Source organism: Tangfeifania sp. (genome assembly GCF_055108615.1).
Window position 1 is genome coordinate 29,971 of the sequence record NZ_JBSQIC010000026.1, and the last position, 12,945, is coordinate 42,915.

The 12,945-nt window shown below is 40.5% G+C and carries 12 protein-coding genes; 7 read left to right on the top strand and 5 right to left on the bottom strand.

Annotated elements, in window-relative coordinates; genetic code table 11:
* The first annotated feature begins 117 nt into the window (after window positions 1–117).
* Entirely contained in the window at window positions 118–1,083 is a 966-nt protein-coding gene (gene rfaD, locus ACTCNA_RS07895; RefSeq protein WP_462947362.1) for an ADP-glyceromanno-heptose 6-epimerase, read from the top strand.
* A gap of 8 nt (window positions 1,084–1,091) precedes the next feature.
* On the opposite strand, the gene ACTCNA_RS07900 is transcribed toward rfaD, so the two are convergent.
* Complete coding sequence (locus tag ACTCNA_RS07900; RefSeq protein WP_462947363.1) at window positions 1,092–1,469, bottom strand: hypothetical protein; 378 nt, start codon at window positions 1,467–1,469, stop codon at window positions 1,092–1,094.
* An 18-nt stretch (window positions 1,470–1,487) separates the two neighbouring features.
* On the opposite strand from ACTCNA_RS07900, the gene ACTCNA_RS07905 reads away from it, so the two are divergent.
* Window positions 1,488–1,658 (top strand): hypothetical protein, encoded by a 171-nt coding sequence (locus tag ACTCNA_RS07905; RefSeq protein ID WP_462947364.1) that lies wholly within the window; start codon window positions 1,488–1,490, stop codon window positions 1,656–1,658.
* A gap of 53 nt (window positions 1,659–1,711) precedes the next feature.
* Here the strand turns inward: ACTCNA_RS07905 and ACTCNA_RS07910 are convergent, their stop codons facing one another.
* Window positions 1,712–2,980 carry a M64 family metallopeptidase gene (locus ACTCNA_RS07910; RefSeq protein ID WP_462947365.1) on the bottom strand — a complete coding sequence of 423 codons (1,269 nt, stop codon included), beginning with the start codon at window positions 2,978–2,980 and terminating at the stop codon, window positions 1,712–1,714.
* A gap of 61 nt (window positions 2,981–3,041) precedes the next feature.
* On the opposite strand from ACTCNA_RS07910, the gene ACTCNA_RS07915 reads away from it, so the two are divergent.
* The 3 genes from ACTCNA_RS07915 to ACTCNA_RS07925 all read left to right on the top strand — a co-directional run bounded on the left by ACTCNA_RS07915 (window position 3,042) and on the right by ACTCNA_RS07925 (window position 5,547).
* Window positions 3,042–4,361, top strand: a complete 1,320-nt coding sequence (locus ACTCNA_RS07915; RefSeq protein ID WP_462947366.1) for a mechanosensitive ion channel family protein — start codon at window positions 3,042–3,044, stop codon at window positions 4,359–4,361.
* Window positions 4,362–4,512: 151 nt separating this feature from the next.
* On the top strand, window positions 4,513–4,995 hold the full coding sequence (locus ACTCNA_RS07920) for an Lrp/AsnC family transcriptional regulator (RefSeq protein ID WP_462947367.1): 483 nt from the start codon (window positions 4,513–4,515) through the stop codon (window positions 4,993–4,995).
* Window positions 4,996–5,079: 84 nt separating this feature from the next.
* A complete protein-coding gene (locus ACTCNA_RS07925; protein ID WP_462947368.1) occupies window positions 5,080–5,547 on the top strand; it encodes an Lrp/AsnC family transcriptional regulator in 468 nt (155 codons plus the stop codon).
* Here the strand turns inward: ACTCNA_RS07925 and rlmB are convergent.
* Window positions 5,544–6,278 carry a 23S rRNA (guanosine(2251)-2'-O)-methyltransferase RlmB gene (gene rlmB, locus ACTCNA_RS07930; protein WP_462947369.1) on the bottom strand — a complete coding sequence of 245 codons (735 nt, stop codon included), beginning with the start codon at window positions 6,276–6,278 and terminating at the stop codon, window positions 5,544–5,546. The two genes, ACTCNA_RS07925 and rlmB, sit on opposite strands and share 4 nt — an antisense overlap.
* Window positions 6,278–8,230, bottom strand: coding sequence for a ribosomal protection-like ABC-F family protein (gene abc-f, locus ACTCNA_RS07935; protein ID WP_462947370.1), 1,953 nt, complete (start codon window positions 8,228–8,230; stop codon window positions 6,278–6,280). The genes rlmB and abc-f overlap by 1 nt, the downstream gene beginning before the upstream one ends.
* Before the next feature lie 397 nt (window positions 8,231–8,627).
* Here abc-f and rlmD point away from each other — a divergent pair, with 397 nt between their 5' ends.
* Window positions 8,628–10,034 (top strand): 23S rRNA (uracil(1939)-C(5))-methyltransferase RlmD, encoded by a 1,407-nt coding sequence (rlmD, locus tag ACTCNA_RS07940; RefSeq protein WP_462947371.1) that lies wholly within the window; start codon window positions 8,628–8,630, stop codon window positions 10,032–10,034.
* A gap of 200 nt (window positions 10,035–10,234) precedes the next feature.
* The gene (locus ACTCNA_RS07945) at window positions 10,235–11,731 is read left to right on the top strand and encodes an OmpA family protein (RefSeq protein ID WP_462947372.1); all 1,497 of its coding nucleotides are present in this window, start codon (window positions 10,235–10,237) and stop codon (window positions 11,729–11,731) included.
* A gap of 120 nt (window positions 11,732–11,851) precedes the next feature.
* Here ACTCNA_RS07945 and ACTCNA_RS07950 read toward each other — a convergent pair whose 3' ends face one another.
* On the bottom strand, window positions 11,852–12,712 hold the full coding sequence (locus ACTCNA_RS07950; protein WP_073171987.1) for a sigma-70 family RNA polymerase sigma factor: 861 nt from the start codon (window positions 12,710–12,712) through the stop codon (window positions 11,852–11,854).
* Window positions 12,713–12,945: the final 233 nt, after the last annotated feature.

Here is a 12,945-nt window from a genome sequence, read left to right on the forward strand (position 1 = left end):
TAAATGTTAAAATTTACTTTATAAGTAATACAATAATATAAACATACAGCAGTTATAGTTTTAAACTATGCAATCCGAAGGATTGAATGCTGTACCAAATTAAACCGTTTTAAAGCAATGATAGTAATTACAGGTGCCGCCGGATTTATTGGCAGTTATTTAACCGGAAAGCTTAACCAGGAGGGATACACCGACCTTGTGTTAGTTGACCGATTCGACGATCCGGCCAAAGATTTTAATCTTCTCAAAAAAAAGTACCACAAATTTATTGACAGGGATAAATTCTTTAAGTGGCTGATAAAAAATGCATCCGATGTGGATTTTATTTTTCACATGGGTGCCCGAACCGACACCGTTGGGCAGGAACCGGAACTTTACCAGCAACTCAATTTAATTTATTCGCAGCGGTTGTGGAATATTTGCTCCGAAATTCAGGTGCCGCTGTTGTACGCTTCATCGGCTGCAACTTACGGAAACGGCGAAGTGGGTTTTTCCGATTCGCACAACAATGTGTCCAACCTCAGGCCGCTAAATCTTTATGGTTGGTCGAAACACGATTTTGATGTTTGGGCACTGAAACAAACGCGCACTCCCCCGTTTTGGACCGGGTTGAAATTTTTTAATGTTTACGGCCCCAATGAATACCACAAAGGAAGGATGGCTTCAGTGGTGCTGCACGCTTTCAGAAAAATTAAGGAAACCGGGAAAATGAAACTTTTCCGCTCGCACCACCAGGATTACAAAGATGGCGAGCAAAGCCGCGATTTTATTTATGTTGATGATATTGCCGACGTGATGCTGCATTTTATGCACAACCAGCAACACCCCGGAATTTACAACGTTGGCACCGGAAAAGCCCGCTCATTTCTGGATTTAACCAACGCTGTGTTTACCAGCCTCGAAATGAATCCGTACATTACCTTTATTGATACACCGGTTGATTTGCGCGGCAGGTACCAGTATTTTACAGAGGCCGAAATTCAAAAGCTCAGGAAAATTGGATATACCAAAGCGTTTACCCCACTTGAAGAAGGCATTGATACATACGTGGGAAAATACTTAAAACCAGAACTTTGCTATTAGTATTTTCTTCATGAAAGCACATAACTCCGGTTGCTTAGATATTTTTCAAGAAAAAGTAATACTGAAGTTCCCAGTAAAATTCCGGCAACACTAAGCGGAACAGCGCCCAGTTTTTCGAAAAAATTCTGGTATCCTGTTGTCACAGCGCTTGTATTCACTTCTTTCAGAAAGCTAAAGGTTTGGCCCCCTGAAATTCCACTCCCCTGCAAAACGAAAACGACAGCCATTAAACCAGCAAAAAGCGCCAGAATAATCCAGAAACCTTTGCCGAGCAACGGTTCACTTTTCACCTGCTCAAGTGCGGCTTTTTCCTCAAAAACCCGATTCATTACCCGGTTAGAAAAATCAGGCCCGGGCGATTCAAGCTGACCGCTTTTAAGGAACATGGATCAAAATATGCACTTTTGAAATGGGGAATATTTTTAATTGCCCTTGCAGTTGGTGTTATTACAGGTTTTGCGCTTTCGACTGTAATTAATGAAGTTGCAGCTTTTTTCACCATGATCCTCTTTTTTGGGGGGCTGGGGTTAATTGTTGCCCACTTTATTACCAATGCACTTGCCAAAAAAGATTAGCCCAAAATTATGGGAACTCTTAAAGAAAGCGGATCGAAACGGATCCGCTTTTTTTATTCGCAGTGAAATTTTATCACCTCCCGGATAGCCGACTGGCACACGGGGCAAAATTCTTTGGCTGCATTACTTTTCATGCGGCAATCCATTACCGGGCTGTAAATTCCTTCGGCCATGTATCCGCCTCCTTCAAAAACACCAACAGTTTTACTGTATTTTGCTTTTCGGGGAGTGGGAACCGGAACATCCCCCGGAACCATGTTTTTCCACTTCTTATCAAACTGGACCAACGTGGTAATATTCTTCTCCCAGGGCTCAATTTCAAGATTGTAAAAATCTTCGTAGGCCACGTCCGAGGAGTAATATTCATCGGCCAGCCCGGCAAAACCGTGCCCGAATTCATGAACAAAAACCTGCCTGGTTAACTGATTATCGGAAGAGCAAACATTGAGGAAGTTATAGAATCCGCCGCCGCCGTACCGCTCAGTATTTACAAGAATATAAATATGATCGTAAGGAACATTTGCCGCGGCATCGTAAATGGTTTGCATGTCGCTGGTTGTGAGGTAGCGCGGCACATCAAATGTATAAAAAGTTGAATTGTAAAACGTATTGCGGTAAATATTTTCACCCGGAATATCAGTCCCCGAATCCTCTGAAGGCGTTAAAACTGCCCGGACATTAAAACTTTCCTTTTCCGATTTAAACGGCTCTTCTTCAAATAAATACCCTGTTACCCGCCGGGCATCTTCCAAAAACTTTTCCATTTCCAAACTGGTATATCCTTCGGGCAGGATCACCACGTCAACTTTATTTTCAGGCTGGCCGTTTTCAATAATATTAACTGTTTGAAATGGTGCCGGATTCTCTTTTAAAATGGAATAGTCTTCCGTATCAATTTCAGTATGGTAAATCGTTTTAAAATCGCCTTCCCACTGGCGGGCATCAATTTCAAGCCTGACCTTATTTTTGGGAAAAGGGAAAATTGCTGCCTGGTAAAAAGTCCGGCCTTTTTCTTTGGCTTCGGCTGTGGTTTGCCATTCCTGGAAGAGGGTACTGAAACCTTTGGAATAAAGCAGTTTCCCGGTTTTCACATCGAAAACCCTAAACCGGTAAGTTCCAAAATTAAAGGTGTCAGTTAAATTAATTTTTGAGCCGGCCCAGTGAGGTTCCTGTTTCATCTGCTGCGGATATACATTTACATTTTGGGCATTTCCACCCAGCAAAAAATCGAAACGCAATGCATTTTCCGTAAAAAATTCATCAAACTCAACTTGTCCTGTTGAAAGAAATGGGAAAAAAAGAATTAATAAAATTAAGTTCATTTTCATATTCGCAGCATTTATTATTTTTGGCTAAAATTAATAATAACATCAAAAACGGATTATGACATCTGTCTATAAATTTCTCCTCGAAACTATTCGCAACGTCAACGGGCTTGAATCCTTTGCCAAACCGGGCGCGACATTTGCGACACTCGTGTTAATAATTTTTATAGCCTGGCTGGCCCATTTTATCACCCGGCAGGTTTTAATCAGAATAATGTCGCGCATTGCAAAACGTACCAAAACCACCTGGGATGATATTTTAATTAAAAGAAAAGTTTTCAGTGGTTTGGCCCATTTGGTGCCCGCCATAATCCTTTACTCCACTTCAGGCTTTTCGTACCCAAATATTACCCAGGAACTTAGCGAACTAAGCGATTCGGTTTTAAATACACTTTCGCAGGATTACTATTTTTCACTGGCGGGTTTCCTGGTGAAACTGGCACAAATGTATTTTATATTTATTGTGATATTTGTATCGAACTCGGCTTTAAATGCCGGCCTCGATATTTATAATACCACGCCCTATTCGAAAAACAGGCCCATAAAAGGCTACATTCAGCTTTTTAAAATATTTATATTCTTCCTGTCGGGGATAATGATTGTAGCCATTTTGCTGAATCGCGACCCAACTGGATTAATTGCAGGATTAGGTGCAATGGCAGCTGTATTGTTATTGGTATTTAAAGACACCATTTTGGGGTTTGTGGCTTCCATTCAGCTTTCGGCCAACAACATGGTGAAAATTGGCGACTGGGTTGAGATGCGAAGCAGAGGTGCCGACGGACCTGTTATTGACATTACCCTCAACACCATAAAAGTGCGCAACTGGGATCAAACCATCTCCACCATTCCAACTTATGCCATGGTTTCCGAATCGTTCATCAACTGGAAAGGAATGGAAGAATCGGGTGGAAGACGTATTAAAAGAGCAGTTACAATTGATATGACGACCATTAAATTTTGCACATCGGAAATGCTTGACCGGTTTCAAAAATTCTACCTGATTCGTGATTATGTGACTGAAAAAGAAAATGAAATTGAGGAATACAATAAAAAACACAATATTTCCAACGAAGATGTTATCAGCGGACGCCGGCAAACGAACGTGGGCGTGTTCCGGAAATACCTTGAAAAATACCTGGAACACAACCAAAAAGTGAACCACGACATGATTTTTATGGTACGCCAGCTCCACCCTTCGGGCAAGGGGCTGCCTATTGAAATTTACGCGTTTTCAAAAGAACAGGCCTGGCCACGATACGAAGCAGTGCAGGCCGATATTTTTGATCATATTTTAGCTGTGGTTCCCGAGTTTGAACTGCGCGTATTCCAGGAACCTACCGGAAATGATATTACCAGGGCAATTTCAAAAAACTGAGCATCAAATGCTTTACAAATTATTGGTTCATCAAAACCTGCTCCTGACGATTTGTTATAATTACCATGTTATTTAACATGATTATTTAGCAATCATAAAAATTTGATACATTTGTTTTATAAATTGAAACTTTAAAAGAGCAATATAAAAAATGGATACACCAGATTACCTCGATCAGGCTGTCAATATCGACAAGCTTGACGAAAAAATTCTGAAACTTATAACCAAAAACGCACGAATACCTTTCCTGGAGGTAGCCAGAGAATGCGGTGTTTCAGGAGCAGCAATACACCAACGGGTACAAAGGCTGCAAAACATTGGAGTTGTTTCAGGAAGCGAATTTATTGTCACCCCGCAAAAATTAGGATACAACACCTGTGCATACATGGGCATACATCTCGAAAAAGCCAAATTTCACACACAGGTTGTTGAAGCTTTAAGAGAAATCCCCGAGGTAGTAGAATGTCATTTCACCACCGGACAGTATGCCATTTTCATAAAAATTCAAACCAAAACAAACAAACACTTAAAACATATTATCGACAATTACCTCCAGGATATTGAAGGAATTGCCCGGACCGAAACATTTATGTCGCTCGAAATGGACTTTAAACGGCAGGTTCCGATAAAATAAACCAAATGAGCCGGTGTTAATCCGGCTTTTTTTTATCACTTATTTTTTTGATTTTTTTTCTAAATTTGATAGAAACTGTAAAAAATGACACTCAGGAATAGTTTAGACGAAGTTGACCTAAAAATTTTGAATAGTATTACCCAAAACGCACGCATCCCTTTTAAAGATGTTGCCAAAGAAGTAGGAGTATCCAGAGCCGCTGTTCATCAACGCGTAAACCGAATGATCGACCTAAATGTAATTATTGGCTCCGGGTACCATATAAATCCGAATAAAGTTGATTTTAAAACCTGCAGTTACATTGGAATTTTTCTCGACAAAGGCGGGCTTTTTTCAGAAGTGGTTGAAAAACTCAAGCTGATTCCTGAAATCGTGGAATGCCACTATACCACAGGGCAATACGCAATTTTTATAAAAGTTTATGCGAAAGACAATGAACATTTGAAAAAGGTACTGAGCAGCCAGATTCAAAAAATACCCGGCATTACAAGTACCGAAACTTTTATATCGCTCGAAGAATCTTTCAAGAGAACCATTCCCGTAAACAGTTAACCCCGCTGGCGAGCTGCCTCGTAAATCATTAAACCTGCAGCAACCGAAACATTTAGCGACTCAATATTTCCAAATAGCGGAATTTTTACCTGCTCGTCAGCCAGTTTTAATATTGCGGGAGAAATGCCTGTGTCTTCAGCTCCCATAACCAAAGCAAGTGGTACATTCATTTTTGCCTCGGTATATTTTTTTTCTGCTTTCTCGGTAGAGGCAACCACTTTCATGCCTGAATCCTTCAGGAAGTTAATTGCCAAAGCTAAATTTGAAGATCGGCAAATGGGGATTAAATGCAGGGCACCCGCCGAGGTTTTAACGGCATCGGCACCAATCCGCGCCATTCCTTTTTCGGGAATGACAATTGCATGCACACCACCACATTCGGCAGTTCGCACAATGGCGCCAAAGTTTCTCACATCGGTAATCTGGTCGAGTATAAGCACCAACGGTTCAACACCCGACTCAAACAAACCGGGCAAAACCATTTCAATATCAGTAAATTCAACTGCCGAAACAAAAGCCAGAACGCCCTGATGATTTTTCCGGGTAACCCGGTTTATTTTTTCTAACGGCACAAACTGGAAAGGAATATTATTCTCCTTCACCAATTCAAAGAGTTGGCGAAACAGGTTATTTTCGAGCCCTTTTTTAATCAAAACTCTTTCAACAGGCCGGCCGTTTTTAATGGCCTCGATAACAGCTCTCGTTCCAAAAATAAAATCGTCTTTATTCATTACCAGTATTTTTTCTTTTCCCAGTTTTCCAGTTCCTCATGTTCCCTTTCCCACCTTTTTAGCGTCTCATCGAGTGTGGCTTTCAGTTCGTCGTATTTTTTAAATACCGAACTATCATTAACCACTTCAGAAGATGACAGTTGTTCGTCCATCTCCGAAATTTCGGTTTCCAGCTTTTCAATTTCGTCTTCTGTATTTTCAACTATCTTTTCGAAACGGGTAATTGTTTTCGAGATTTCCTTGCGTTCTTCAAAGCTTAAATCCGGGGTATTGGAAACGGCTTTTGGGGCACTGCTCTTCCTTGATTGACTTTTTTTGTTTGCTGCCTCCAATTCTTTCAACGATTCCATTTTCTTTTTCTGAAGGAACTCGTAAATACCGCCAAGGTGTTGCTTAATTTTTTTATTTCGGAATTCAAAAACACAATCCACCATTCCATCGAGAAATTCACGGTCGTGTGAAACAACTATTATTGTACCGGAAAAATGGATCAGCGCATTTTTCAGAATTTCTTTCGATTGCATATCGAGGTGATTGGTTGGTTCATCGAGCACAAGCAGGTTTACAGGCTCAAGCAACAGCCGAATCATGGCCAGTCGTGATTTCTCGCCCCCGCTCAGCACTTTAACTTTCTTCTCCACATCTTCGCCCGAAAAAAGGAATGCGCCCAAAATATCGCGTATTTTAGTCCTTACATCGCCGGTTGCAATTTCATCTATTGTTTCAAGAACAGTGAGATTTTCATTTAAAAGTTGCGCCTGATTTTGGGCAAAATACCCCACCTTAACATTATGTCCGAGTTTTAAAAACCCCTCGTGTTCAATTTCATTCAGGATAATTCGGACAAGTGTGGTTTTTCCTTCTCCGTTACGGCCTACAAAAGCAATTTTATCTCCATTCTCAACATTCAAATCAATATCATTCAACACCAGGTTTTCGCCATATCTTTTGCTGATAGCCTTGGCTTCAACTACAACTCTTCCTGAACGTGGTACCGGGGGAAATTTAATATTTATCGCCGATCTATCCACCTCCTCTATCTCAATCCGTTCTAGTTTTTCAAGTTGTTTAATACGCGATTGCACCTGCACAGCTTTGGTTGCTTTATACCTGAAACGCTCGATAAACTTTTCAGTATCCTCAATCATTTTTTGCTGGTTGCGGTAGGATGCCAGCTGAACTTCACGCTGTTCTTTTTTCCATTCCACAAAATCAGAATACTTCATTTTCTGATCGGTAATTCTTCCAAGCGAAATTTCAAGGGTGCGGTTACAAACTGCATCGAGAAATGCTTTGTCGTGCGAAACCAAAACCACCGCCCCTTTATAGTTTTTCAAAAAATTCTCAAGCCACTGAATCGATTCAATATCCAGGTGGTTGGTGGGCTCATCGAGCAAAATCAAGTCCGGCTTTTTCAAAAGGAGTTTTGCCAGTTCAACGCGCATCCGCCACCCCCCGCTGAATTCTGATGTCGGCCGGTTAAAGTCAGTACGCTCAAACCCCAGTCCCAGGAGCGTTTGCTCCAGCTCTGCCAGGTAATTGTCACCGCCAAGAATTGAATATCGCTCGTTCAACTCCGATAAATGATCCAGCTTTTTCAGGTAGCCATCAGAATGAAAATCAGTTTCTGAAGAAATTTCGTTGTTTAACGCGGCAATCTTTTTTTCAATTTTTAATATTTTATCGAAAGCCAGCATCGTTTCGTCAACCAATGTTTGGGTATCGGTCAACTTCATTTCCTGCGGGAGGTATCCAATTGTGGTGTCTTTAGGCAAACTAACTTCTCCTGAACTGGGTTCGAGTGTTCCGGCAATGAGTTTAAGCAGCGTGGTTTTACCTGCGCCGTTTTTCCCAATTAATCCAATGCGGTCGTCGGGCTGAATCAAAAAACTGCTGTTATGCAACAAATCAAAACCACCAAAACTTATGCTTACTTTATTTAATGAAATCATAAATACTAAATCAGAGTGGCCAAAGATAATGATAATGAAGAAAGTTTAGGGCAAAAAAAATACCCTCGCGGGTAAAAAAAAGGAAGGGGAAAGCTATGGACGCTTTTTGAAGATGATTGATGATTTACAAACCCCTAAACACAAAACCAATCATAAATACAGAAGATGCTTTCCCCTTTTTTAGCTCTATTTCTGAAAATAAAACCAACCATTAAATCATAACAAATATAGGTAAAAAAGATTCTACAATAAAAATAGTTACACCACAAATATGGACAAAACAGGGGGGTGACCTAACTGTTTTCCCAATATGGGAATAATTGTATCTATTTGGGAATAAGGATTATTGGATAAAAACGCTCAGATAACGCATAAACACTATATTTGCAGAAAAAAAATGGGAAGAAACAAGAAAAAACCATATTACGAGAAAATTCGGATTGAAGACATCGGATCGGAAGGAAAAGCACTGGCAAGAGTTGGTGAATTGATAGTTTTTACCAAATTAGCCATTCCGGGAGACGTAGTTGATTTACAGGTTACCAAAAAACGTAAAAAATACCAGGAAGCATTTGTTGCAAAAATTCACGAGTATTCAAAAGACAGAGTTGAGGCGTTTTGCGAACACTTTGGCACTTGTGGTGGCTGCAAATGGCAGTTCCTTCCCTACCAAAAACAACTTACCTACAAACAAAAGCAGGTAGAAGATCAACTGAAAAGAATTGGCAAAGTTTCGTTACCTGAGGTTTCTCCTATATTGGGTTCAGAAAAAAATACGTTCTACCGGAATAAACTTGAGTTTACCTTTTCGAACAAAAAATGGCTGACAGCTGAAGAGATTGAATCAAGCAAAGATTTTTCCAATTCAGATTCGCTGGGATTTCATGCTCCGGGCATGTTCGACAAAGTAATAAACATTGAAAAATGCTGGTTGCAACCCGAACCTTCCAATAAAATCAGAAACTTCATTTACAATTATGCGCTTGAAAACAATCTCGAATTTTTCGATATCCGCGAGAAGAAAGGTTTTTTGCGCACATTAATTATCAGGACAAGCAGTACCGGCGAAACGATGGTAATTCTTTCATTATTTCACGAAGATGAAAATAAAAGAGTAAAACTGCTTGAGGCGATAAAAGGTGAGTTCCCTGAAATTACTTCACTCATGTATGTAATAAACGAAAAAGGGAACGATACCATTACCGACCAGGAGATTGAACTTTTTCACGGGCGCGACCATATTTTTGAGGAAATGGAAGGACTGAAGTTTAAAATTGGTCCGAAAAGCTTTTACCAAACCAATTCAGAACAGGCTTATCGGCTGTATAAAGTGGCACGCGATTTTGCAGACCTTAAAGGCAGTGAAACAGTTTATGATTTATATACCGGTACGGGAACAATTGCCAATTTTATTGCCCGCAATGCAAAAAAAGTGGTAGGAATTGAATATGTTCCGGAAGCCATAACCGATGCAAAAATAAATGCAGAAATAAACAAAATTGACAATACCCATTTCTTTGCAGGGGATATTAAAGAAGTAATGAGCAATGCATTTATTAATCAGTTGGGACATCCGGATGTTTTGATAACCGATCCGCCGAGGGCAGGAATGCATAAAGACGTGGTTACAACTTTGACTACCATTAAACCTGATAAAATTGTTTACGTCAGTTGTAATCCTGCAACCCAGGCTCGTGACATTTCATTATTGAGTGAATTTTACAAGGTGAGCAAGGTGCAACCGGTTGATATGTTTCCACACACCCATCATGTAGAAAATGTGGTACTTCTCGAAAAAATTTAACCCGCAAACCCGAATTAAACAAAAAGCCCCAACCATTGTATTATAGATTTGTTATGCTAAACAAATTTATCTTTCAAAAAAATTATAAATTGAGAGATTATTTGCCTTAAATTTAGTATATTGATAACTTAAAATCTATAAAAATCGGGAAAATGAAAAGGACACTATTACTTCTATTGGGTTTATTACCTATGTACTTAATGGGTCAAACTAGTCAGGAATTTTTGGAAAACGTAACCATTAAGGTTGAAAAAACACAAATTAACACCGCAGCCAGTGATTTTGGACCTGCATTTGTCGAAAACCAACTATGGTTTTCAGCATTTGACAATGCTGAAATAAACAAGTTGCAACAAGGTGAAACCGAAAATGTATTCTACAACATTTTTGCTTCGCCGGTTGATTCAAAAGGAAATCTTCAAACCGGCAAGGAAGGAAAACTTGATGATGTCAGCGCCGGGTATCATGCCGGACCGGTTTCCTATTGCCAACAAACCGGAGAACTGTATGTAACATTGAGCAATTTCGAAAATCCGGATGTGAAAAACGTGGTTTTCCAAAAAGCCAACATTCCTTTAAAAATTATTGTACTGAAAAAGTCGGGCTCAGGATGGAGCTACGTTAGTGATTTACCTTTCAACAGCTCCAAGTATTCAGTAGGTCATCCGGCAATTTCAGGTACCGGCGACACGCTCATTTTTGCTTCCGACATCCCTGAAAAAGGAATGGGCGGAACTGATTTGTACATGACCGTTCGGGAAAACGGGAAATGGGGAGAAATGGTAAATCTGGGCGAAAAAATCAACACCAGCGACAATGAAATGTTTCCATTCCTGCATGAAGGCAAACGCTTAATTTTCGCTTCAAACGGATTATCATCCGGGCAAGGCAACCTTGACATTTATTACGCAAACATGTCAGGAGCCGGCTTTGAAACACCGGAAAACCTAACGGAATTAAATTCACCTGAAGATGACTTTGGGCTGGTTATCCATCCTGAAGGCGAAGTTGGTTATTTTGTTTCGCGAAAATCCGGCGGAGAAGGTGACGACGACATCTACAAAGTTATTTTTGAAGGCGAATACGATCTCAGGTTATTGGTTCAGGATGCCAAAACCCGCGAACCCATCAGCAATGTTAAAGTTAATTTTAATGATAACACCTCGCTTTATACAAACAACCAGGGAATAATTACCAGGGACCTTGAAAGCAATACGGATTACTCAGCCATTACTGAACATGAAGGCTACCAAAACGAATCTAAAACATTTTCAACCAAAAACGAACCTTATGGCACAGTTGAGGTTGTTTTGAATATTGAAAAAGTTGAGGTCGGACAAAAATTTGTAATGGAAAATATCTACTACGATTTCGACAAATGGGACATTTTACCTGAATCGGAAGTTGAGCTGGACAAGCTGGTGAAAATCATGAAAGACAACCCATCCTGGGAAGTTGAACTGGGCTCGCATACCGACTGCCGCGGAAGCGATGCCTACAATGAAAGATTGAGCCAGAAAAGGTCTGATTCTGCTGTAAATTACATCGTTTCGCAGGGAATTTCCAGAGACCGCATAACTGCAAAAGGTTATGGTGAAACCCAGCTTGTAAATGAATGTGACGATGGCGTTGACTGCACGGAAGAACAACACCGGAAAAACCGCCGTACTGAATTTACAATTTTGGGCATGGACTAACATCAAAAGAATTACCATACTTTGAAAGCTGTCTTAATTTTTAAGTCAGCTTTTTTTTCGCAAAAAAAAAAACGGTGCCATAAATGACACCGTTCCACATAAAATCTTCTTACACAAAGTTTATCCTAAATACGTTTTAAGTAACTTGCTTCGCGATGTATGCCTTAACCGGCGAATGGCTTTCTCCTTGATCTGACGAACTCGTTCACGGGTTAAACCAAACCGTTCGCCAATTTCCTCGAGGGTCATTTCCTGGCAGCCAATTCCAAAAAACAAGCGGATAATATCGGCTTCTCTTTCGGTTAGCGTAGCCAGTGCCCGGTGGATTTCCCGCGCCAGCGATTCCTGAATAAGGGTACGGTCGGCATTGGGCGAATCGTTGTTAACCAACACATCGAGTAAACTGTTGTCTTCCCCGTCAACAAATGGGGCATCAACCGAAACGTGCCTTCCTGATACGCGCAGCGTGTCAGAAACCTTATCGGCAGGCAATTCAAGCGAATCGGCCAGCTCTTCGGGAGAGGGCTTCCGCTCGTGTTCCTGCTCGAATTTGGAGAAAGCTTTATTGATTTTATTCAATGACCCCACCTGGTTTAACGGCAGCCGGACAATACGGGATTGCTCTGCCAGAGCCTGGAGGATAGATTGCCTAATCCACCAAACCGCATAAGAAATAAATTTAAAACCACGGGTTTCGTCAAATTTTTCTGCTGCCTTAATCAGCCCCAGGTTTCCTTCATTAATAAGGTCGGGCAAACTAAGCCCCTGATTTTGGTACTGTTTAGCAACAGACACTACAAACCTCAGGTTTGCCCGTGTCAATTTCTCCAAAGCAGCCTGATCACCCTTCTTAATACGCTGGGCCAGTTCAACTTCTTCTTCAACAGTAATTAATTCTTCCTTGCCAATTTCCTGTAAATACTTATCCAGCGAAGCACTTTCGCGATTGGTAATAGACTTTGTGATCTTTAGCTGTCTCATAAACTCTCCTTAAAAAAACGTGCAAATATAGAATATTATTATTTAGCGATCAAGGTGGAATCCATCGTATAAATATTGTTAATACTTATTTAAAGGTGTCAAATACATTTATTAATCAACGCCAAAAACATAATATGCTGATTCACCATTCGGATAAACACCTTCAACCAAAATTCCTCCTCTCGCATTTCCAACTTCTCTCTTAAAATCTGATACCTCGTAAATAGGTTTTT